The sequence below is a fragment of the Arthrobacter sp. 05T423 genome (genome assembly GCF_056396245.1).
Genome location: NZ_JBFTLC010000026.1, coordinates 14739 through 34879 on the forward strand (window position 1 = coordinate 14739; position 20141 = coordinate 34879).

The 20141-nt window shown below is 67.1% G+C and carries 21 protein-coding genes; 8 read left to right on the plus strand and 13 right to left on the minus strand.

The features are described from left to right. Window positions 1–105: 105 nt before the first annotated feature. Complete coding sequence (locus AC1DFE_RS17325; protein WP_476907112.1) at window positions 106–1050, plus strand: glycosyltransferase family 9 protein; 945 nt, start codon at window positions 106–108, stop codon at window positions 1048–1050. On the opposite strand, the gene AC1DFE_RS17330 is transcribed toward AC1DFE_RS17325, so the two are convergent. Continuing rightward, window positions 945–1883, minus strand: a complete 939-nt coding sequence (locus tag AC1DFE_RS17330) for a sigma-70 family RNA polymerase sigma factor (protein ID WP_476907113.1) — start codon at window positions 1881–1883, stop codon at window positions 945–947. The genes AC1DFE_RS17325 and AC1DFE_RS17330 overlap by 106 nt on opposite strands. Before the next feature lie 182 nt (window positions 1884–2065). Here AC1DFE_RS17330 and AC1DFE_RS17335 point away from each other — a divergent pair, with 182 nt between their 5' ends. Beyond that, window positions 2066–3130 (plus strand): NAD-dependent epimerase/dehydratase family protein, encoded by a 1065-nt coding sequence (locus AC1DFE_RS17335; RefSeq protein WP_476907114.1) that lies wholly within the window; start codon window positions 2066–2068, stop codon window positions 3128–3130. A 69-nt stretch (window positions 3131–3199) separates the two neighbouring features. Here the strand turns inward: AC1DFE_RS17335 and AC1DFE_RS17340 are convergent, their stop codons facing one another. Then, window positions 3200–3718 carry a hypothetical protein gene (locus AC1DFE_RS17340; protein WP_476907115.1) on the minus strand — a complete coding sequence of 173 codons (519 nt, stop codon included), beginning with the start codon at window positions 3716–3718 and terminating at the stop codon, window positions 3200–3202. Window positions 3719–3920: 202 nt separating this feature from the next. Between AC1DFE_RS17340 and AC1DFE_RS17345 the strand changes: the two genes are divergently transcribed. Beyond that, window positions 3921–4193 (plus strand): hypothetical protein, encoded by a 273-nt coding sequence (locus tag AC1DFE_RS17345; protein WP_476907116.1) that lies wholly within the window; start codon window positions 3921–3923, stop codon window positions 4191–4193. Window positions 4194–4308: 115 nt separating this feature from the next. Beyond that, window positions 4309–5475 carry a YihY/virulence factor BrkB family protein gene (locus AC1DFE_RS17350; protein WP_476907117.1) on the plus strand — a complete coding sequence of 389 codons (1167 nt, stop codon included), beginning with the start codon at window positions 4309–4311 and terminating at the stop codon, window positions 5473–5475. 102 nt (window positions 5476–5577) lie between these two features. Here AC1DFE_RS17350 and AC1DFE_RS17355 read toward each other — a convergent pair whose 3' ends face one another. The 5 genes from AC1DFE_RS17355 to lepB form a co-directional block, all read right to left on the minus strand. Continuing rightward, entirely contained in the window at window positions 5578–6414 is an 837-nt protein-coding gene (locus tag AC1DFE_RS17355; RefSeq protein WP_476907118.1) for a glycosyltransferase family 2 protein, read from the minus strand. Next, entirely contained in the window at window positions 6404–7822 is a 1419-nt protein-coding gene (locus AC1DFE_RS17360; protein WP_476907119.1) for a PIG-L family deacetylase, read from the minus strand. Before AC1DFE_RS17360 ends, AC1DFE_RS17355 begins: the two co-directional genes overlap by 11 nt. Next, window positions 7816–9126: a hypothetical protein gene (locus AC1DFE_RS17365; protein ID WP_476907120.1), complete on the minus strand. Its 1311-nt coding sequence runs from the start codon at window positions 9124–9126 to the stop codon at window positions 7816–7818. The genes AC1DFE_RS17360 and AC1DFE_RS17365 overlap by 7 nt, the downstream gene beginning before the upstream one ends. Window positions 9127–9210: 84 nt before the next feature. Beyond that, window positions 9211–9705 (minus strand): Dps family protein, encoded by a 495-nt coding sequence (locus AC1DFE_RS17370; protein ID WP_476907121.1) that lies wholly within the window; start codon window positions 9703–9705, stop codon window positions 9211–9213. Between the two features lie 130 nt (window positions 9706–9835). Further along, complete coding sequence (lepB, locus tag AC1DFE_RS17375) at window positions 9836–10393, minus strand: signal peptidase I (RefSeq protein ID WP_476907122.1); 558 nt, start codon at window positions 10391–10393, stop codon at window positions 9836–9838. Between the two features lie 448 nt (window positions 10394–10841). Here lepB and AC1DFE_RS17380 point away from each other — a divergent pair, with 448 nt between their 5' ends. Next, complete coding sequence (locus tag AC1DFE_RS17380) at window positions 10842–13025, plus strand: FG-GAP-like repeat-containing protein (protein WP_476907123.1); 2184 nt, start codon at window positions 10842–10844, stop codon at window positions 13023–13025. Between the two features lie 131 nt (window positions 13026–13156). Here AC1DFE_RS17380 and AC1DFE_RS17385 read toward each other — a convergent pair whose 3' ends face one another. Both AC1DFE_RS17385 and AC1DFE_RS17390 read right to left on the minus strand, forming a co-directional pair. Beyond that, window positions 13157–13834 carry an O-methyltransferase gene (locus tag AC1DFE_RS17385; protein WP_476907124.1) on the minus strand — a complete coding sequence of 226 codons (678 nt, stop codon included), beginning with the start codon at window positions 13832–13834 and terminating at the stop codon, window positions 13157–13159. Window positions 13835–13879: 45 nt separating this feature from the next. Beyond that, window positions 13880–14239, minus strand: coding sequence for a thiamine-binding protein (locus AC1DFE_RS17390; protein ID WP_476907125.1), 360 nt, complete (start codon window positions 14237–14239; stop codon window positions 13880–13882). A 111-nt stretch (window positions 14240–14350) separates the two neighbouring features. Here AC1DFE_RS17390 and AC1DFE_RS17395 point away from each other — a divergent pair, with 111 nt between their 5' ends. Both AC1DFE_RS17395 and AC1DFE_RS17400 read left to right on the plus strand, forming a co-directional pair. Continuing rightward, on the plus strand, window positions 14351–14971 hold the full coding sequence (locus AC1DFE_RS17395; RefSeq protein WP_476907126.1) for a TetR/AcrR family transcriptional regulator: 621 nt from the start codon (window positions 14351–14353) through the stop codon (window positions 14969–14971). A 201-nt stretch (window positions 14972–15172) separates the two neighbouring features. Next, the gene (locus AC1DFE_RS17400) at window positions 15173–15358 is read left to right on the plus strand and encodes a hypothetical protein (protein WP_476907127.1); all 186 of its coding nucleotides are present in this window, start codon (window positions 15173–15175) and stop codon (window positions 15356–15358) included. 93 nt (window positions 15359–15451) lie between these two features. Here AC1DFE_RS17400 and AC1DFE_RS17405 read toward each other — a convergent pair whose 3' ends face one another. The 4 genes from AC1DFE_RS17405 to AC1DFE_RS17420 all read right to left on the minus strand — a co-directional run bounded on the left by AC1DFE_RS17405 (window position 15452) and on the right by AC1DFE_RS17420 (window position 18586). After that, on the minus strand, window positions 15452–16114 hold the full coding sequence (locus AC1DFE_RS17405; RefSeq protein WP_476907128.1) for an SIS domain-containing protein: 663 nt from the start codon (window positions 16112–16114) through the stop codon (window positions 15452–15454). 415 nt (window positions 16115–16529) lie between these two features. Beyond that, on the minus strand, window positions 16530–16841 hold the full coding sequence (locus AC1DFE_RS17410) for an AzlD domain-containing protein (RefSeq protein ID WP_476907129.1): 312 nt from the start codon (window positions 16839–16841) through the stop codon (window positions 16530–16532). Beyond that, window positions 16838–17644 (minus strand): AzlC family ABC transporter permease, encoded by an 807-nt coding sequence (locus AC1DFE_RS17415; RefSeq protein ID WP_476907130.1) that lies wholly within the window; start codon window positions 17642–17644, stop codon window positions 16838–16840. The genes AC1DFE_RS17410 and AC1DFE_RS17415 overlap by 4 nt, the downstream gene beginning before the upstream one ends. A gap of 12 nt (window positions 17645–17656) precedes the next feature. Next, window positions 17657–18586 (minus strand): glycerophosphodiester phosphodiesterase, encoded by a 930-nt coding sequence (locus AC1DFE_RS17420; RefSeq protein ID WP_476907131.1) that lies wholly within the window; start codon window positions 18584–18586, stop codon window positions 17657–17659. Between the two features lie 50 nt (window positions 18587–18636). Here AC1DFE_RS17420 and AC1DFE_RS17425 point away from each other — a divergent pair, with 50 nt between their 5' ends. Beyond that, window positions 18637–19998, plus strand: a complete 1362-nt coding sequence (locus AC1DFE_RS17425) for a DUF445 domain-containing protein (RefSeq protein ID WP_476907132.1) — start codon at window positions 18637–18639, stop codon at window positions 19996–19998. Window positions 19999–20141: the final 143 nt, after the last annotated feature.

Genomic DNA, 20141 nt, shown 5'->3' on the forward strand with positions numbered 1-20141 from the left:
TTCCCCGAGCGGCCGGGACCTAAACAACCCGCCGCACACTTCTTCTCGGCTAGACTCCTCGACAGGCGGTCCAGCAGAGCCAACCCAAGGAGCGGAAGGACGGCAGTGGAAGCATCAAACGGCAAGCACGAACAACCGGTCCTGCTGGTGCTGCGGGCACTGAAGCTTGGTGACCTGCTGGTTGCCGTGCCGGCGCTCCGGGCCCTGCGTCGCGCATATCCCGGGCACCGCCTGCTCTACGCGGCCCAGGACTGGCTAGAAGATGCCCTGGAGTTGGTGGGCGGCTACGAACTGCTCCCGACCCATGGCCTGGACGTTCCGATTCCCGTCGAGGCAGGCACGGTGGACATCGCCGTGAACCTGCACGGCAGCGGACCCGAGAGCGAGGCCCGGCTCGCCGCCGTCCGGCCCAGGACCATCGTTGGCCACCGGACGTCCGAACGGCCTGGACCGGCCTGGCTGGAGGAAATCCATGAGCGCGAGCGCTGGACCAGGCTGCTGCAGTGGCACGGCATCGACGCCGAACCGGACGATTTCCGTCTCCTCCCGCCCGCCGTTCCCAGCCCCTGCCCGGACGCCACGGTGCTGCACGTCGGTGCCGCGTACGGCAGCCGGCTGTGGCCCGAAGACCGGTTTGCCGAAGTGGCACGCGCCCTCACGGAGGATGGTCACCGGGTGGTGTTCACCGGCAGCCCTGCGGAACGGCAGCGGGCACTCGACGTTGCACGGCTGGCGCGGCTCCCGGAGGAGTGCGTTCTGGCGGGGCGGCTGCGGCTGGCCGAATTCATGGCAGCCATTGCGGAGGCCCGGCTGGTGGTGTCAGCCGACACCGGTGCGGCGCACCTCGCCTCCGCCTATTCCCGGCCCTCGGTGGTGCTTTTCGGTCCGGCCCCTGCAGAGGTCTGGGGGCCGCCGTCGGGGCCTCACATTGTGCTGACAGACGCTCAGGCGCGCCGCGGCGACACGTTCGCGGCCACCCCGGACCCGGCGCTGCTGGCCGTTTCGGTGCAGGATGTTTTGGCGGCCGTCGCGCAGCTCCCGCTCGCCTGATCCGCGCGGGCCCTGGCTCCAGTGGCCCGCTCCCCGGTGGCCCCGTCTGAGTTCTGGTCCTCCTCGTCGAGCAGCCGGTGCTGCAGCCAGACCAGGATCCGGGAGAGGCGCCGGGAGACCTGCATCTGGGAGATGCCGAACCGTTTGCCCAGCTCTACCTGGGTCTCCTCGCGGTAGTACCGCCGGTACAGCATCTCCCGGTCGTCAGGCTCCAGTTCCTGGATGGCCTCATTGAGGCACACGAGTTCCTCAAGGTGCTCAAGCGGCTGGTCCTGTGAGACAAGCCCCTCGCCCATCGTCGGTCCGCCCCAGGGATCGGGGCTGTCCAGCGAGTCGGGATGCATGCTGCTGCCTGCTGCCTGGGCCTCCCGGACGTCAGCCTGCGTGACGCCCAGTTCGCTGGCGAGCTCCTGCGCCGAGGGAACATGCCCCAGCGACTGGGCCAGGTCAGGGGCGGTATGCAGGAGCTGCGTCCGGACATCCTGGATGTGCCGCGGCGGCCGGACGGTCCAGCACCGGTCCCGCAGAAAGCGCTTGAGTTCGCCGCTGATGGTGGGGGCGGCATAAGCAGGGAAACTTTCGCCCTTTTCCTCATCGAAGCGACGGGCAGCCTTGACGAGTCCCAGATAGGCAACCTGCACCAGGTCTGAGCGCTCCCTTCCGCGGGCTGCATAACGCGAGGCGAGCGACTCCGCGAGGTCCAGGTAATTGAGCACCAGCTGGTTCTGGAAGGCGTCGTGCAGCCGCCCCGTCTGGGGCGCTAACGAGGGCGCTTGCTGGGATTCTGCGTGACTGTTGCCGGTCAGGGACAGGGAGGGCGGGGTTTCTGGCATTGTCGGGGGTTCCTTCGATGGGGAGGTCGAGAAAGCCTGCGGCAAGACTTAGAAGAAGGAAATCATAAGCGTGCTTATTACACAATGGTTCGAGGCGCTAGGCTCGAACCAAGCACCACGGCCAGGGCCCGTCGTCGGACGTCCTGGCCGGAACGTTCCACGGCAACGAGGAAGAGCATCCCATGCGTATAGCGATCACGGGCGCCAGCGGCAATGCAGGGACGGCACTCCTGCGCAGGTTACAGAAGGCCAGGCAGGAACACCGGGACGGGCTGGAGCTGGTGGGCATCAGCCGCCGCATGCCGGACACGTCGCAGCAGCCTTATACCGGCGTCGACTGGCACGCCCTGGACGTGGGCGCAGAGGGTGCGGTGCAGGACCTGGCCAGGGCCTTCACCGGTGCCGACGCGGTGGTGCACCTGGCCTGGCAGATCCAGCCGAACCGCGACCTCCAACTGCTGCACCGCACGAATGTCACCGGCACGGCGAACATGCTGGCGGCCGCCAGGGAAGCTGGAGTGGGCCATATTGTCTGCGCCTCCTCGGTTGGGGCCTACAGCAAGGCGCCCAAGGACCGCCGCGTGGACGAGACCTGGCCTGCCGGCGGCATGGAGGGCTCACATTACAGCCGGCATAAGGCCGAGCAGGAAAGGCTGTTGGACAGGTTCGCGGTGGAGAATCCTTCGGTTGCCGTGGCCAGGCTGCGCCCCGGGCTCATCTTCCAGGCCAAGGCCGGCAGCGAAATCGGGAGGTACTTCCTGGGCTGGGTTCACCCACGCTTCGTTCCGCGCCGGCCGGCGTTGCCAATACTGCCGATTCCGGAAGAGCTGGTCTTCCAGGCGGTGCATGCCGACGACGTTGCGGACGCGTACTGGCGCGTACTCGAGGGCAGGGCCAGCGGAGCCTTCAATGTGGCGGCCGAGCCGGTGATCACGCCGCAAAACCTGGCCGGGCTCTTTTCCGCCAAGAGGGTCCTGCCGGTCCCGGTCCGCGCGATGCACGACTTTGTTGGCGCCACTTGGCGGCTGCGGCTGCAGCAAACAGATTCGGGATGGGTGGAGATGGCGGCCGGCGCGCCGATCATGGACACGCGCCGGATCCGGAGCGAGCTTGGCTGGGAGCCGCAAACGTCGTCGCTGGAGGCCATCCGCGAGGTGATTGACGGCATGGGGAAAGGCGCCGGCGTGCAGGGGTCTCCGCCGCTCGAACCGCGGCGAAGCCTCCTAGGCCTCGCCCGCCGGCGCTAAGGCACTGATTACCTAGGGGTTGATTTGTGTCGGGCCTTGACTCGATCGGGCGTCAGCAGCCGACGTCGGCTATTCCCGCGGCGTGTCCCGCCGGGTAGCATCCGTGGCCGCGTCGGCATCCGGGCGGCCATTAACGTCGGGCGCATCATCCGCCCGCACGTCATCTCGCGAGCCCATGTCCTGGGCAGCCCCCTCCCGCTCACCCATGCCCCGCGCATCGTCGCGGCGGTTGCCGTCCGCGTCCACATCAGGGTCCAGCGCGTTCGCCTTGTACTGGTGCTTCTCGGCATCCGTCCGGAAGTCCTGGGCAGCGGACTGCCGCTGCTCGGCCTCCTGGCGGAGCCGTGCGGCCTCGACCTGGGCCTTCTCGGCATCGGCCTTGGCATGCATGGCCCGGGCTTCGTTTTCGCGCGCCTCAAGGTCAGCGTTCTCCGCCTTCCTGCGGATTTCGGCGGCATGCTGGCGGTTCTGCTCATCGCGCTTCTGCCGGAACGCCTCGCGGCGCTTGCGGCTGGACATCAGAAGCACCACGACAATCGCGATGATGACGATTACAACGACGATCCAAATCCAGGCAGTTGGGTCCATCGTGGATCCACCTTTCTCTTTTCCAGCACGTCATTTTCCGCTGTCCGGCCACTTGCGCCCCGGGTCAGGCTGTTGGGCATGCGGCCGATTGAACTAGCAGCGATCAGGGTACTTACTATCTAATAGTAACCATGCTTACTATTTTAGTGCGAGGGGTTGCCGGTAGTACTCGGCAGCCCGACATGCTGGAGAGGGATCAACCATGACGGAAAACCAACGGCTGCAGGCCGCAGGCACTCCCCCGGCCGCCGGTGCTGACAGCGCCGGTCCCGAACAGGCGGCGGCGAGCCCCCACAGCGGCGAACCGGCCCAGGACCCCAACCCCTTGGCTTCCGGTCAGCTGGCCGAGACACCACAGTCGGATACCCGGATGGCGGACGATCCGCTGCGCGGGAAGCAGCCGGCCGACGACCCCTTGGGAAGTGACCCGCTCACGCAGGACCGGCGCAATCCCCGCCGAACGCCTGGACAGTAGGCGGCCCACACGCTGATGCATCTGAAGAACGACCCGCGAGCCCGAACCCCTGATAGCGGGCAGGAACAATCCGAGACGCCGGAACAGGTCCTGCCCGCGAACGAAAGGATGCCTCATGGCGACCAAAGAAGCCCCGGAAACAAGTACAGCAAAGGCGGCCACCGCGCCTGCCCCGGATGACGCCCGAAAGCCGGACAGCCCCACGGACGTGGACAAGCCGTCGTGGAAGTACATTGCCCGCAAAACCCTGCGCGAATTCACGGCGGACCAGTGCCCTGACCTCGCAGCCGGACTCACCTACTATGCGGTGCTCTCGCTCTTCCCGGCACTGCTGGCCCTCGTGTCATTGCTCGGCATCTTTGGCCAGGCAGAAAAGACGACGGCGGCACTCCTGGATATCGTCCAGCGCATCGCGCCCGGATCGACGGTGGACATGATCAAAGGACCGATCCAGGAGCTGACCACCTCACCGGCCGCCGGCTTCACCCTGGTGATCGGTCTCCTGACGGCACTCTGGTCCGCTTCCGGGTACGTCACAGGCTTCGGCCGGGCGATGAACCGGATCTACGAGGTGGATGAGGGCCGCGGCTTCGTCAAGCTCAGGGGCACCATGCTCGGCGTGACCGTGGTTTCCGTCCTCATCGTGGCGGTGCTCGCCGCGATGCTCGTCATCAGTGGTCCGGTGGCCGAAGCCGTCGGCAATGTCATGGGCCTGGGCGGGGTGTTCGTGACCGTGTGGAACATCGCCAAGTGGCCGGTAATTGTTGCGCTGGTCATAGTGGTGATCGCCATCCTTTACTACGCCACCCCCAACATCCGCCAGCCCAAATTCCGCTGGATGAGCATCGGTTCCCTCATCGCCCTGGTGATCTTCGTGCTTGCCTCGCTGGGCTTTGGTTTCTATGTTGCCAACTTCAGCAACTACAACAAGACCTACGGCGCAATCGGCGGCGTGATCGTCATGCTCCTGTGGCTCTGGATCCTGAACATGTCGCTGCTTTTTGGCGCCGAGTTCGACGCCGAGATGGAACGTGGCCGGGAGCTGCAGGCGGGCATTGAAGCCGAGGAAACACTCCAGCTTCCGCCCCGCGACACCAAGAAGAGCGATAAGCTCCAGGAGAAGGAAGAGGAAGACATCCGGCTGGGCCGCGAACTGCGTGAAAAATACAGCGAGCAGGATAACGGCCAGCACGGCACTGACAAGCATGGCCGTGACCACGACCGCGGCCGTAACGGCAGCAGTGAAGCCGCCAGCCGCCGGGGCAAGGGCGACAGCCAGTAACGGCGCCAGCCAGCAACGGAGGTGAACCGGGCAGTTGCCGTCAGGCAACTGCCCGGTTCACCTTTGCATGGTTTACAGGCTGGTCCCCGTGCACTCTTCCTGTCAGCTGCTCGGGAGGGCGCCAGCCGTCTCCACGCCCAGCGCACGGATGTAGGCGCCAAAGCCGTGGGGCGCCCGGGCGGCTGTCCGCCCGGAAGTCTGCACGCGCGTGCTGTCCGTGGCTATGACGGGGAAGCCCTTCGCCCGCAACTGTTCCACCAGGGCGCGGTCCTCAGCGGAGCGGAGCGGCGGGAACCCTCCGGCCTGACGGTAGGCCGAGGCGCGAACCCCAAGGTTGGCACCATAGACGTTGCTGTGCCGTTCCTCCAGCGGGTGCCGGAGGCGCCAGCTCCGAAGAAGCTCGGGGTCCATTCCTGCGGAGTCCGGCTCCACAGATCCCAGTACCACATCCCATCCAGCGTCGGCAAAGTCCAACTGGCGTACGAGCCAGTGCTCCGGAACACGGGAATCGGCATCGGTATTTGCCAGCCAGATACTTTCGAAGTGCCAGGCGGTTTCCAGATGTCCCCTGGTTTCGAGGAACCCGGCGCCGTCCCGACGATTGCTGCCGTCCAAACGATTGCTGCCGGCCTCCCCAAGGGCTGCTGACACCCCAGCGGCACGGCTGGCACCTGCATTGCGGAACCGCCGGTGCAGCACCCGTACGTCCGTGTTCACTCCGGCGTGCGTCCCGGCGAAGCGGTCTGAGATCTCCGCCGAACGGTCGGTGCAGTGGTCCAGGACCACGGTGATTCCCACAGCTGTCGCGGGGCGCTGCTGCAGCAGCGCCCCGGCCGCGGAGCGGAGCGCGTGCAGGGCGGGCCCCAGGTGGTGCTCCTCGTCATGGACCGGCATCACCACTTCAACCCGGCTGATGACCGGCCGGGGATCAGCCGTCATGTGCTGTTTCCGGTGCGGTGAAGGTTTCGAGGACAAAGTCCCGCTCCCGGTAAGTGCTTGCCGACGTCCACCGCAAGTGGCGCCGTGCCAGCGCGTGGACGGCGTCGCCGTCGAGCTCCCAGCCGGAAATGGGATGCCTCCAGTGGCAGAGCAGCAGCGTTCCGCCCGGGACCAGGGACTCGGAGATCCGGCTGAACAGCTCCGCCAGTTCCGCTGCGGCAAGGTAGTAGCCCATCTCGGAAACCACGATCAGGTCGAACCTGCCCTCCGGCCACTGTTCCGGCAGGGTCAGTTTCCGGGTTTCTGCGCCCGGATACCCGGCGAGGCGTTCGGCGGCGCGTGTCACTGCGGCGCCGCTGGCGTCGACGGCGAGGAGCCGCCCGCAGCGCTTTGCCAGCTCCGCACTCAGGGTGCCGATCGAGCAGCCGGTTTCCAGGCCGGCGTCGTACTTCTGTTCAGGGAGCGCGGCGAGCGTCAGGCTGCGCTTGCGCTGCTCATACCAGCTGTCCTGGTACCGCCACGGGTCCTCGGCGCTGCGGTGCACGGCGTCGAAGACGGCCTCGGCGTCCCGGGCGCTCCGCCTTCCGGTGACCGGAGGCTGCCAGGCGAAGGCCTCAAAAGGCCGGGCAAAGTGCGCAAGAAACTGCTCCGACAGCAGCACCTCGTCGCCAGGGTGCTCGGAGAGCGGCTGCAGCTGGGAAGCGTGGGCGTGCAGGGCATCGCGTTTGGCCTGCTGCTCAGAATTGTTCAGGGTCAGCCTCACCCAGCTCCGCCAGGCATGGTCTTCGGGCGTGGCCCAGAGCCAGTACCAGATGGGGTATTCCAACAGCCCGTGGCCTTCGGCTTCGGCGGTCTCCGCCGCCAGGGATCCCAAGGTGTCGTGGTCCGGGTGCCCGTCTCCGCGGTACGGGGCAACAATGACCAGCCCGCTGTGGGGCGTACTGGGGGTTCCAGCCGCCCCGCGCCTGGCCGCCCTGCCGCCGGCTTCCGGGCGCCGGCCAATAACGTCCGCCAGGCGTTCGGCGATGACGGCGCGGTGCTGCGCCAGTTCGCCGTCCGGGAGGTTCAGGAACTGCCAGCGCTCGGCCAGCCCGAACGCCTCCATGGCTGCCGCGAACTCCTCCCGGCGGACGGCGGCCAGCCGCTCCGGGCTCGTGGTGGGCGAACCTGGGTGGGATGCCTCCCCGGCGGAGCACAGCAAAACCTCGACGTCCGCGCCGGCGGACGTCAGCCGCGCCAGCAGCCCTCCGGCACCTAGGGATTCGTCATCCGGATGGGCCACGAGGACGATGAACAGCATCCGCGCCAGCTCTGCCGAATCCAGCGGGAGTTCGCCGATCGTGTCCAGGCCGCTGCCTTTCCAGGCCTCTTCGTCCGTGCCGGCATCCGCGTGCGAGAACGTCACCATGCGTGTTCCCCTTTGAGGGTCAGCGCGCCCAGCTGGGCGTCGTCCCGCATGGCGTGGTGCTGCCGCACATAGAGGGACAGATCGGCCATGCACTTGCCGTACCGTTCGTCGAAGGCCAGCGGGCCGGGCCCAAGGTTCTGGCTCACCAGAAGCTGGACGCGTTCGACGGCGGCGGCAACAGTTCCGCGGACACGGAGCGCCTCGCTCCACCCGCCGACCGCGCTGCTGTTCAGCCCCACCCCGCCCTCGATGTGGGCCTCGCCGTCGGGCATTTCGGTATCGGAATCCCCGCCCGCCTGCAGGGTGGTGTCCACGGCGTCGGCTGCCCGGGCGAGGTACTGGAGGGTGGAGGCCAGGATCCGGTCCACCTCTCCCAGGGCGGCGAGCGCCACCTGGTCAGGTTCGCGCTGGGACCTGGCTCCCCGCAGGAGTGCTGCTTCGAAGTGCCGGCCCAGTGCCACGGCGCCGCCCAGCCAGCACGCGGCAACGCCCATGCCGCCCCAGGCAAAGCCGGGGCGCCGGAAGTACCAGCCGTCGCCGCCAAGCGGGACGGCCGGAACCCGATCAAAGTGGACTGTTCCGCTGGGGATTTCACGTAGCCCGCGGCTGGTCCATTCCGGAACGTCGCAGGTCACGCCCGCCGCCCTGAGGTCGACGGCAAAGGCAGCCCGGCCGCCCGCCTGGGTGTGCGCGGTGACCACTGCGTGGTCCACGAACTGGGCCAGCGAGCACCAGGGCTTGGAGCCGCTCAGCTGCACGCCGCCGGCTATTCCGCGCGGTCCAGTCCCGCCGGGTTCCGCCTCACCGGCGGAAGGCCGGTCGGCGCTGCGGGACTGCCTCCCGGCGCTGGCGGACGGAGCATCAGCGGAGTCGGCGGCCGGCGTGGCCGCCAGCCGGGTGCCAGGGGCCTCGGCTGCGTAGACCCCCCACGACCCGGTAAAAGCTTCCGGCAGTCCCGCCTGGGACAGGATGGCGCCGGCGTCCAGGTGCGGTTCCAGGACCCTTGCGGCAGCCACGTCCACCACCGCGACGGAAGCCAGCAGTTCCCAGAGCCGGGCTGTCCTTCCGTCACCGGGGTTGGGCGCGGAACGGCTGGCCTGCTGGGCGATGGCCAGCAGGGCAGGGACATCCCCCACAGCCGCAGCAACCCCGGTCAGCAGCCGCTCGATGTCCGGCCCAGACGCGGATACCGGCCCCGGTTCTTCCAGGACAGAATCGGTCTCCAGCACCGGTTCGGCGCCGGCCGTCCGGGCCGGCGCCAGGCTAAGACGGACGGGCTGCCACTGGCGGTGCGGGGTGTTCATGCGGCGACTTCTGACAGGAGGTGCCTTGACCTTCTGCCCACTGAGGGGTTTGCCGGCAATCGGGTTGGCCGGGTCATGGCGGTGCTACGCCTTCTCCGGGCCGGTCAGTTCCGGTGCGGTCACCGACGCCGAAGCCGGCATCACTTCCGCGTTGACCATCCAGGCCAGCTGCTCCAGCCGCGTGATGGCCTCGTGCAGGAGATCAGCGCTGGTGGGGTCTTCCTCGTCCACCTCGTCGTGGACACCGCGCATTGTCTTGACAGTTTGTTCCAGCCTCGCGGTGATGAGCTTGGCCGTGTCCTTGGTGACGGTCAGGCCGGCAGGATACTGCTCCAGCCTGGTGCCGGCGGAGACCGTGGCGCTCCGGCCGTCCGGAAGCGCATGGAGCGACCGCATGCGCTCAGCAGTCTGGTCGGCGAGCAGCCGGGCGCTGTCCACGATTTCGTCGAGCTGCAGATGCAGGTCACGGAAGTTGGTGCCCACCACGTTCCAGTGCGCCTGCTTGCCCTGCACGTGAAGCTCGATCAGGTCGGTGAGGACCTTCTGAAGATTGCTGGCCAGAGTCTCAGATGCTTTCATGTCTTCCTCCGCTGCCGTCACAGATGCACTTGCCCACTTGGCCGGCTGGGCAGCCGGCCGCGATGATTCCCAGCATACTTATCTTTCGGGCACGGGTCTTTTTGGCGGGGCTTGGCCATTGGCGGCCGGGTCAGCGGCCGGCGGGCCACAGCACCGTTGCCTGCAGTGCTTCCAGCGGTACGCTCCCATAAGTGCGCGAATCGATGGAGCGCGCCCGGTTGTCGCCCAAGACGAAGACCTGCCCGGCCGGCACTGTCACGGGCCCAAAGTAGGTACCGTCGATGCGGCTGTGGTCGATCCCCGGCTCGGCCTGCGGCACTCCATCCACTAGCAGTACTGAGTCCTCGATGGCAACGCTCTGGCCCCCGAAGGCAATGACCCGCTTCACGGCAGGGTTCCCGTCCTCCGGGCTCGTGAACACCACGAGGTCTCCGGCTTTGACGGATAGCGCAGGGCCCGGTTTGAACATCAGCACGGTGCTGCCCTTGGGCAGCACCGGTTCCATGCTCTCGGAACTGACCGTCACCGGCTCCACCAGCCACAGACGGGAGGCCAGCAGGGCGGCGGCCAGAAGCACCGCCGTCGTAATTGTCCTCCCCCGCACGCCCTGCCGGACGGTTCCGGCAGGGCGTGAGCGGACGGCTTTGCTGTCCGGGGCGAACTTGGCTCGGGGGGCCGCCCTGGACATCGGGTCAGCCCGGTGCGCTGCTAGCCGTCCCATAGGGAAAGCGCCGCCGTCATGGGATCGTTGGGATCGCAGTGGTCCTGGTCATTACCGGGCCTCCTTTTAGATAGGGATGGTGCGAGACCGAATGGGATGTTTCGAGGATGCCGCGGCCTACTTGGAAAAAGCCGGACCGGCAGCGAAGGGTGGGGGGGTCGCCCGGGACCACCCCATTTAGGCCCCCTCAAATCGATGGTCTAATTCGCTTTGACGGGCGGCATCTCCCGACCATTCCGGTCCCCAGCCGCGCACGCACCCGAGCTTGAGGCTGTGCAGAGACCGCTCCCCACCGGCAAAGTCCGACTTTTGCCCAAGGTGCTGCGTCCATTGTTGACGCAGTTGGGAACGCACCTCCCGGCTTGGCCTTGAAGGTACTGGGGGCCACAAATCGAGTGTCCAATAAGGAGTTACCATGTTTTCGCATTCCGCGATGAGGCCCTTAGTGCCTGACGGAGCCAATCGCTCCCGGTCAGCGCACCGCAAGCCCTCCACCGCCGCGCGCTTTGCGCCCGCCGTTGCCGGCGCACTTCTCGCCGCTGCCCTCTCACCCCTGGGCGCTGTTCCCGCGCACGCGGAAACCGCCGGGATGGGCCCGGTTGACCCGGCAAACGGGTTCCCCACCTGGTTCTCAGACGGAACGGTCCGGTTGCAGTTCTGCTACCAGGCAGGGCAGGGCTGCCTCTCCGAGCCGCCTGATCCAGGCGCGCCCGCCTCCTACCCGGACAACTTCCCCGAAGAAGCCTTCTGGTTCGGAGCCGATGCCTCGGGCGGCAACCTGCGTCTCTACGAAGCTGCCCTCGAAGGGGCCCACGTCAATGGGCCCGTTGTCCCCGGGGAGCAGATGGGTTTCGCACGGCTGCGGTTCAGAGTCACCAACCTGGTGGCCGGCCAGTCGTACACCATCACCCACCCGTACGGCGTCCACACCTTCACGGCGGACGCGTCCGGCATCATCAACCAGACCCTGGACCAGGGTCTCTGCGCTCCCTCGCCCACCACACCGTGCGACTGGGCCGGCGTCGGCGCATCCTTCCTGGGGGACTTTGGCCGGGGGACCACGGCAACCTTCCTTCGCCAGGATGGCGCCGCAGCCGGCACGCTGGGCGACATCAATACCGCGAGGACCGTTACCGGAGCCCCCTCCGGCAACAACTTCGTGAGCGTCGTCGGACCGAACGCCGGCGGCCCCGGGGTCAACACCCTCACCGTGAACACCTTCACGGTCCAGGGCCTGATCGCCGAGGGCACCGAGACCGGTCCGTCCACCCCCGACCTGGCTGCGGCCAGTGACAGCGGCCGTTCCAACAGCGACAACATCACCCGGGTGACCACGCCGACCATCACCGGAACCCTTCCGGCAGGGATCGCCGGCCCCGTCCAGCTCATTGTCGACAACGGGGCGCCGAGGGCCACCACCCTGACGGGATCGAACTACTCCGCGGCCCTCGCTGCCCTGCCGCAGGGAGTGCACCGGGTCCAGGCCAGCGTCACCAACCCTGCCTTCGCTACCGATCCCACGCAGCCGCAGTTCCTGACGTCTCCCACGCTGACCTTTACCGTGGACACGGCCGCCCCGGCGGTTTCGATCGTGGCGCCGTTCCCATCCTCGCCCAGCCTGGACGACACCCCGACGCTGAGCTTCACGAGCAGCGACCCGGCGGCACGGTTCGAATGCCAACTCCTGCCCTCCAACACGGCGTGGGACCCAACCTGCGCCTCCCCGAAGACGTGGGATAGACAGCTCAGCGGCACGTACACCTTCAACGCCCGCGCCACCGACGTGGCAGGCAACGTCAGCACAATTGCGAGCCGCAGCGTGCAGATTGGCACCACCGTCACCGCTCCCCTGACCAAGGTGCAGGACTTCAACGGTGACGGCCGGGCTGACCTCATCACCCGCGACGCCAGCGGAACCCTCTGGCTGTACCGCGGAAACGGCACCGGCGGCTTCCTTCCCAGGACCAAGATGGGCAGCGGATGGAACGGGATGACGGCGATCATCAGCGCCGGCGATTTCACCGGAGACCGCAAGGCCGACATTATCGCCAGGTCATCAGCAGGTGCCCTGTACCTTTACCGCGGTAACGGAGCCGGGCTCATCAGCGGAAGCAGCCAGATCGGCAACGGGTGGAACGGTATGAACAGCCTGAGCGTTCCGGGCGATTTCAACGGAGACCGCAAGGCTGACGTGATTGCCCGCGACGCCACTGGCAACCTCTATGCCTACCTCGGTACCGGAGCCGGCCTGAGCGGAAAGATGCTGATCGGCACCGGATGGAACGGGATGAACGCCATCCTGTCGGGTGACTTCAACAGCGATGCCAAACCCGATGTGATCTCCCGCGACGCGGCTGGCAACCTCTGGCTGTACCGTAACGGCACCGCCGCCCTGACCGCACGGGTCCTGATTGGAGCCGGCTGGAACGGCATGAACTCCCTCGCGGCCCCGGGCGACTTCAACGGCGACCGCAAAGCGGACGTCCTCGCCCGTGACGCCAGCGGCGCCCTGATCCTTTACCGTGGCAACGGCAACACCGGATTCCTGGGCAAGACCGTCGCCGGCAGCGGCTGGAACTCCATGAGCTCAATCCAGTAGTTCCCGGCTTCCCAGAGAACCCAGCAAAAAGGGCACCGCCCGCGTACAGCCAGTACGCGGGCGGTGCTTCGCTGTGGGCGACTGGCGACGGCGGTACTGCTGCCGGACGGCGTCGCCTACGGGCGGCGGTGCTACTTCACAATGGCCAGCGCGAAGCCGTCCCAGCCCTTGGAGCCCACGGTCTGGATGACAGTGGCGTCCAGCCTGCTGTCCTCGCCCATCATTTTCAGCGCGCCGATGATTCCGGGGGCATTGACTTCATCCATCGAGGGATCCAGGACCACGCCCTCCCACACGACGTTGTCCATCACGATGCTGGTTCCGGCCCTGCCCAGCCGCACCGCCCACTCCAGATACTGCGGGTTGTTTTCCTTGTCCGCGTCAATGAAGACGAAGTCGAACGGGCCAGCCCCTTCGGCCTCGAGGGCGGCGAGCGTGTCCAGCGCCGCCCCCGTCCGGATCTCCACCTTGTGGCCCACGCCGGCGGCGTTCACATTGGACCGCGCGACGTCCGCGTGTTTCTGGAGGTATTCGCACGTCACCAGCCGCCCGTCGTCGGGCATTCCCTGGGCCATCCAGATGGTGCTGAATCCGGCCAGCGTGCCGATCTCCAACACGTTGCGGGCACCGGACGCCGCCACCAGCAGCTTGAGAAGCTTTCCGGCATTCGGGGTCACCTCGATCGGCGGCATCCTCGCCTCTTCGGCGGACCGGACGGCGCGCCGGACGGCGTCGTCCGGGTGGACGACGACGTCGGACAGGTACTCTTCGACGGCCGCCCACTCGGGCCGCGGCTTGTGCTCAAACATGCCCACAGTCTTGCAGCAAGCACCCGGCCCGGCTAGGCTCCCGCGTCACTCGCCCTTGGTCTGCGCACCGTCCGGTGCGCCGTCCAGGGCACCCTCCAGGCGCTCGACCTTGGCGGTGAGTTCGCCGGAATAGCCCGGCCGGATGTCGGCCTTGATGACCAGGGACACCCTGCTGCCGAATTTCCCCACCGCCTCGGTGGCGCGCCTGACCACGTCGAACACCTCATCCCATTCACCCTCGATGGTGGTGAACATGGAGTCCGTCTTGTTGGGCAGCCCGGACTCCCTCACGATCCTGACGGCGGCAGCGACAGCGTCGTGCACGGAGGCATCCCCGGCTCCCGCCACGGCGTTGGCAGGATCAGCGGGAATTCCGGATGGGGCGACTGAAAATGCAAGCAACATGGGTCCAGTCTGACACGGCGGGATCTGCCGCCAGGAAAGTGTGCTGTGTCATATTCGGCGCTACCAACGGGTAACGGAGTCAGGCTGACACAGCGTTGCTAACCTTGGTTCATGAACCTCGCAGTAGAGCGCAAGCCACTTCGTGCTGACGCTGCACGCAATGTGGACAAGATCATTAATGCCGCCCGCGAGTGTTTCCGGCAGTACGGCCCGGACGTGCCGTTGCAGACCATTGCCGCCACCGCGGGAGTGGGTCCGGCGACGCTGTTCCGCAACTTCTCGGACAAGGAACAGCTGGTCCTGGCAGCCCTCAACCGCCAGCTCAGGCTCACCGTGGACCCGGTGATCGACGTCGCCCTGGCCGGCAGCGATGCGGCCGAGGGCCTGTTCCGGGTCATCGACGCCGTGATGACCGCGGCCAGTGACAACGCCAACCTTCTCGGCGCCGTGGCCGGCCGGCGGGATTTGCTCACCGGCATCACCGGAAGCCTGATTGAGTCTGTTGGCGTCCTCCTTGGCCGCGGCCAGGACCAGGGCATGCTGCGGGTGGACATCTCGCTGACGGACATGGTGCGGCTCCTGGCCATGCTCATCGGAGTGGTGGATACCATGGAGCCCGGATCCGACGCGTGGCGCCGGCCCGCAGCCCTCGTCGAAGACGCCATCCGTGCGGAACGGCCCACCAGGTCACTGCCGCCCCAGGTGCCGCTCCCGTCGTCACAGTTCGAGTAGCCGGGGCGGGCGCCAAAGGCGGCCCGGCATATTCCGTGCACCGCCCTTGCACAGTAAGCTTGGGCACACCGGTGGGTTAGGAAGTCAGCCTCGGGCATTTCCATATACGGAGCACACCATGTCTTTTTTTGCATGTGTTCAACTCAGACCGGCCGTGGCATCATGAACCGCTCACAGCTTGCGCATTTCATGAAACATTCAATGGATCCTGAAACCACCTTGACCGCGGCGTCCACCGATGAACTCGGCATCATCGCGGACGCACTCTACCGGAACCTCGATACCCCAACTCCGGTGTTCGGCGCCCAGGACTGGTATGACCTCGCCACCGAGGAGCTCGCCAGACGGTCCGAGCCGGCAGTCCCGGACGCCTACGGGGCCGCGTGAGTTAGCCCCGCTTGCCTAAGCAGCCCTGCTGGCCCCCGGCTGGCCAGGACTGCCCGCGTGGCTCTGCCCCGATCGACTACGCCGGGCTTCGGCTCACCTGAGCTCACGCCCGGCGGACAATGTGTGCAGGGCCGCCGCCAGGCATTCACTCATCGCCTGTAGCGCGATCAGCTGCGCCTCACGCACCTGGGGTTTGGGAGCGTTGATGCAGATCGCTTCGTCGGCAGCCTGGGCCAGGGGGTTGGGCGCAGCCCCGGTGACGGCCCAGACGGTGGCCCCGGCTGCCCTGGCTGCTGCCGTCGCATCCAGCAGGGCATGCCGGTGCCCGCTGGCGGAGACCACCAGCAGGACGTCGTCCGAACGGATGTGGGCTCCCACGTGGTGGGCGACCTCTTCTGCGTGCCCCTGCGCAATTTCGATGGCACTGACTGGCGCCGAGCCTGCTGCCACACCTGGCCGCAGGGCAATGACGGAGAACGGCTGGCGCTCAGCCGCGTGGCGCCCCAGCAGTTCCGCGGTGAACTGCTGCACTTCGGCCGCCGAACCGGCACTTCCGGCCGTGAGCAGGCGGTGACCGGACAGCAGGCGGCGTGCCAGTTCCTCACCCCAGCCTGCCAGGCGCGAGGATTCGTTCCGCAGGCAGGCCACTGCTGGTCCCACCTGGCGCAGATGTTCGAGGACGATGTCCACCGGGGCTTTCACTTCGAACGGCGCATCGGTGGCGCGGGTACGGGACAGTCTGCTGACGGCCTTCATTTTTACTGCTCCTCTTCATCTGCGGCAGCTACGTCATCTGCGGCAGCTTCCGCGGTTTCCTCGACCCGCCTGTGGGCTCCTGGATCCTGGCAGGTCAATTTCCGGGCACGTGCTTTCCGGTAAGGAAACTCCCGGGCGGGCGCAGTGAAGTGCGTGAAGCAGCGCTTTTTTCGGGAACGCCTTCGACGGCGGGCCTGCCGCGTCGGCCCTGCTGCGGCCTTGCGCCGCGGGAGTCAGCCGATGAGGCAGCCGGTTTTCCATGGTTCACATTCACCGCTTGAATGGTTATGGCAGCTGACTTCTTAGCTACTTAGAGCATACAACGGCCGTGATTCACATCACTCAAAAGTCCGCGCCGGCCTGCCGACGGCTTCCCGAAGCTTCAGCCCAGCCTGCCAACTCAGTTACAGCCGGCTCAGTTCCAGCCGGCCAGCCGGAGCAGCGCCGCGGCTCCGGCCCCTGCCAGCACAACAACCAGGAACGGCGCCCGAAGGATCAGGGCCACAGCGGCAGCAGCCAGGGCGCCGAGCCGGGCATCGAGTGCCAGGGCCTGCCCGGTGGCCAGGGTATTCACGATGGTCAGGGACGCCAGCAAGCCGATGGTCATGGTGCCGGCCATCCTGGACATTCTGGGGTTTTGCAGCAGGCTGGCCGGGAGAAGGTAGCCCACCAGTTTCCATCCGTAGGCGAAGAGGCAGGCGAGGAGCAACCATCCCCACAGATTCACTGGGCACCTCCAGGCCTGGTTCCGGGGTTGGTTCCGGTGCCCGGATGATGTCCGGGCTGACGGTGATGGCCCGGGTGACGTTCGGTATAGGGGTCGATGTCCGGTTCAAGCCCTTCGTCCTTGCGGCCGTGGCTGAGCCAGCCGATGACGGCCGCCACCACGGCGGCAATCAGGATAGGGACGCCTGCCGGAACGAACGGCACGGCCAGCACAGTTGCCAGTGCGCAGACGACGGCGATCGCCACCGGCTCCCTGCCCTTTAGCCGCGGCCACAGCAGGCCAAGGAACGCCGCGACCGCTGCGCCGTCGAGCCCCCACTGTTTCGGGTCACCCAGCGCACCTCCGGCCAAGGCGCCCACCGCGGTGAAGAGATTCCAGAGCACGAAGATCCCGATGCCCGCGGCCCAGAAGCCCCTTTGCTGCTCGGCGGGGTCCGTCTGGCCTGTACTTGTGGCCGTGGACTCGTCGATGGTGAACTGGGCGGCGGCATACCGGCGCCACCCCCGCGGGCGGAGAAGCACGTTGAGCTGCATGCCATAGATCCCGTTGCGCATCCCCAGCAGGGTGGCCGCTCCCATGGCCGCCAGACCCGAGCCGCCGCCGGCAACCACCCCGATGAATGCAAACTGTGAACCGCCGCTAAAGAGGAGGAAGCTCAGAGCCATGGTCTGCCAGAAGTCCAGCCCCGAGGTCACGGAGAGCGCGCCGAAGGACACCCCGTACAGGCCGGTGGCGACGCTGATGGACAGGCCAACACGGACAGCAGGGGAACGCAGGAGTTTCGGCGGCCAAGTGATGGGCATGCCACCACTCAATCACAGCGGCGGCTGGCTTTGGGTGGCGGTGGCGGCTGCTGCCAGGGCCGGCTGCCGGAGCTGGGCCAGAACCTGCCCTGGCCGGTTGGTGGTTACCTCGTGGATGCCCAGCCCGCGGCATAGGGACACGTCATTCTCAGCGTCCACCGTCCAGACCCGGAAGCGGCGGCCGGATTCCAGCCAGCGCTGCACAGTCCCGGCGTGCTGGCGCACGTAGTCGATGCCTGGGCCGGCCATCCCTACTTCGCCGTCGTTGAGAATCCGTTCGCCCTCCAGCTGCGCGGCCTTCATGACGTTGGCCACGGCGCTCCCTGTGAAGGGTCCCAGTCCCAGGTCCTCGCGGATTCCGGTGACGTTCACGTCGTCCACGAGCTGGCAGATGAACTCCGCTGGTACGGCCTTGCGCAGGTGCCTGACCGAGTCGGGACTGAAGCTCATGAAAGTCACCCGGATGTTGTCCAGCATGGATGTACCGGCGTCCCACCCTTGTGTCCGCAGTACCTCCAGCACCCTGTCCTCCAGCTTCAGCTGGTAGGGGCTGGGATGCTTCAGCTCGATGGCCAGCCCGATCTCCCGCCCGGCAGCCCGGAGCAGGTCCAGCAGGTCCGGCAGGGTCAGGAACTGTTCCGACCTGGGCCCGTAGGCCTCGGGGATCCGGACGCCCTTCCAGGATGAAAAATCCAGCAGCCGCAGTTGGTCAACCGTCCGCTCAGCCACGGGTCCTGTGCCGTCCGAGGTCCGGTCCAGGTTCGAATCGTGCAGCAGGACGACGTGCTGATCGCGGGTAAGGTGCACATCGCACTCCACGCCGTCCGCGCCGTCGGCGAGCGCCCGGAGGTAGGCGGCCCGTGTGTGCTCGGCGAAATCCGCGCTGGCACCCCGGTGGGCGTAGACCAGGGGACGGGTTAGTGCTGACTCGTCGGCTGTCATGGTCACACGTTAGCCGACCGCGGCCGCTAAAGCGGGGCTAGGCTTGGCACATGCAGGTGAACTCTGAGCCAACCACCCAGCTGGCGTCTCCCCCGGACGAGGCAACCCGTAATCGTCCGGGACAGGACCGCCGCGCTCCGGTGCGTCCCGCCGTCGTACGGCAGTTCGAGGGGGGCGACGCCGAAAAGGCGGCTGCGCTCCGGAAGATGAAACTGGTGGCATTGTGCCTGCTCATTGCCATGGCGGTGGTGTTCGTGGCGGCCTTCGCACTGCAGAGGCAGTACCCGTGGCTGGAGTATGTCCGGGCCGCGGCGGAGGGGGGCATGGTGGGCGCCCTTGCCGACTGGTTCGCCGTGACGGCCCTGTTCCGCTACCCCATGGGCCTGAAGATCCCGCACACCGCCATCATTCCGCGCCGCAAGGACCAGATCGGCGCGTCCCTGGGCGAGTTCGTGGAGACAAACTTCCTCTCCGAACAGGTGGTCCAGGACAAGCTGGCCAGCATCAACATCTCCGGCAAAGTGGGCAACTGGCTGTCGGGACCTGGCGGCGCGGAGCGTGTGGCCAAGGAGGGCGCCGCCGTCATCCGGGGCACGTTCAAAGTGCTGAACGACGACGACGTCCAGGCCGTCATCGAGGGCATGGTCCGCAAGCACCTCCTGACTCCTCCGTGGGGTCCGCCCGTGGGACGCATGGCCGCACGCATCTTCGCAGATGGGCACCACCACAAGCTGGTTGACCTCCTCGTGGACCGGGCGGCGGACTGGGTGGCAGCCAACCACCAGACGGTCAGCCGGCTCGTCACGGAGCGCTCGCCGCAGTGGGTGCCAAACTTCGTGGACGGACTGGTGGGAGACAAGGTCTACATCGAGCTGTTGAAATTCACCCGCGCGGTCCAGGACGACCAACAGCACCAGGTACGGCTGTCCATCGACAAATACCTGACAGACCTCGCCCAGGACCTGCAGCACGATCCCGCCATGATCGCCCGCGCCGAGGGCATCAAGGCGCAGGTGCTCGGCGATCCGGAGGTCCGGGAACTTGCGTCCCGGACCTGGGCGACCGTCAAGGGTGCGCTGCTCACCGCCGTCGACGATCCCGACAGCGAGCTGACCGTGAAGTTCAAGGCCGCCGTCCGCGATTTCGGTACCCGGCTGGTCACCGACGACGAGCTCGCCGGCAAGGTCAACGCCTGGATCGGCGACGCCGCCGGCTACCTGGTCCGCACCTACAGGTCAGACATCGCCGGAGTCATCACGGATACCGTGGCCCGCTGGGATGCCGAGGAAACGTCGCAGAAGATCGAACTCCAGGTGGGCAAGGACCTGCAGTTCATCCGAATCAACGGCACAGTGGTCGGCTCCCTCGCCGGGCTCGCCATCTTCACGGTGGCGCACCTGGCCTTCGGCTGACCGGGGCCCCGGCGCGGCAGGTGCCGCCGATAGACGCTTGACAGTCCTGGCGGCCAGGGCCACCTTGGTGTCAACTACGCCGCCTGGTCTCCTGCCGGTCCAACGGTGGCCAACCCACGGATCGGCACCGCGGCGCTCCGTTC

What these genes read in the sequence shown, in the direction of transcription:
- AC1DFE_RS17400 (WP_476907127.1), top strand. Translation starts at nt 15,173, where the DNA reads ATGGATCCTGAAACCACCTTGACCGCGGCGTCCACCGATGAACTCGGC.
- AC1DFE_RS17385 (WP_476907124.1), bottom strand. Translation starts at nt 13,834, where the DNA reads ATGTTTGAGCACAAGCCGCGGCCCGAGTGGGCGGCCGTCGAAGAGTAC.
- AC1DFE_RS17330 (WP_476907113.1), bottom strand. Translation starts at nt 1,883, where the DNA reads ATGCCAGAAACCCCGCCCTCCCTGTCCCTGACCGGCAACAGTCACGCA.
- AC1DFE_RS17335 (WP_476907114.1), top strand. Translation starts at nt 2,066, where the DNA reads ATGCGTATAGCGATCACGGGCGCCAGCGGCAATGCAGGGACGGCACTC.
- AC1DFE_RS17420 (WP_476907131.1), bottom strand. Translation starts at nt 18,586, where the DNA reads ATGACAGCCGACGAGTCAGCACTAACCCGTCCCCTGGTCTACGCCCAC.
- AC1DFE_RS17415 (WP_476907130.1), bottom strand. Translation starts at nt 17,644, where the DNA reads ATGCCCATCACTTGGCCGCCGAAACTCCTGCGTTCCCCTGCTGTCCGT.
- AC1DFE_RS17425 (WP_476907132.1), top strand. Translation starts at nt 18,637, where the DNA reads ATGCAGGTGAACTCTGAGCCAACCACCCAGCTGGCGTCTCCCCCGGAC.
- AC1DFE_RS17365 (WP_476907120.1), bottom strand. Translation starts at nt 9,126, where the DNA reads ATGAACACCCCGCACCGCCAGTGGCAGCCCGTCCGTCTTAGCCTGGCG.
- AC1DFE_RS17405 (WP_476907128.1), bottom strand. Translation starts at nt 16,114, where the DNA reads ATGAAGGCCGTCAGCAGACTGTCCCGTACCCGCGCCACCGATGCGCCG.
- AC1DFE_RS17395 (WP_476907126.1), top strand. Translation starts at nt 14,351, where the DNA reads ATGAACCTCGCAGTAGAGCGCAAGCCACTTCGTGCTGACGCTGCACGC.
- AC1DFE_RS17355 (WP_476907118.1), bottom strand. Translation starts at nt 6,414, where the DNA reads ATGACGGCTGATCCCCGGCCGGTCATCAGCCGGGTTGAAGTGGTGATG.
- AC1DFE_RS17370 (WP_476907121.1), bottom strand. Translation starts at nt 9,705, where the DNA reads ATGAAAGCATCTGAGACTCTGGCCAGCAATCTTCAGAAGGTCCTCACC.
- AC1DFE_RS17390 (WP_476907125.1), bottom strand. Translation starts at nt 14,239, where the DNA reads ATGTTGCTTGCATTTTCAGTCGCCCCATCCGGAATTCCCGCTGATCCT.
- AC1DFE_RS17350 (WP_476907117.1), top strand. Translation starts at nt 4,309, where the DNA reads ATGGCGACCAAAGAAGCCCCGGAAACAAGTACAGCAAAGGCGGCCACC.
- AC1DFE_RS17345 (WP_476907116.1), top strand. Translation starts at nt 3,921, where the DNA reads ATGACGGAAAACCAACGGCTGCAGGCCGCAGGCACTCCCCCGGCCGCC.
- lepB (WP_476907122.1), bottom strand. Translation starts at nt 10,393, where the DNA reads ATGTCCAGGGCGGCCCCCCGAGCCAAGTTCGCCCCGGACAGCAAAGCC.
- AC1DFE_RS17340 (WP_476907115.1), bottom strand. Translation starts at nt 3,718, where the DNA reads ATGGACCCAACTGCCTGGATTTGGATCGTCGTTGTAATCGTCATCATC.
- AC1DFE_RS17380 (WP_476907123.1), top strand. Translation starts at nt 10,842, where the DNA reads ATGTTTTCGCATTCCGCGATGAGGCCCTTAGTGCCTGACGGAGCCAAT.
- AC1DFE_RS17360 (WP_476907119.1), bottom strand. Translation starts at nt 7,822, where the DNA reads ATGGTGACGTTCTCGCACGCGGATGCCGGCACGGACGAAGAGGCCTGG.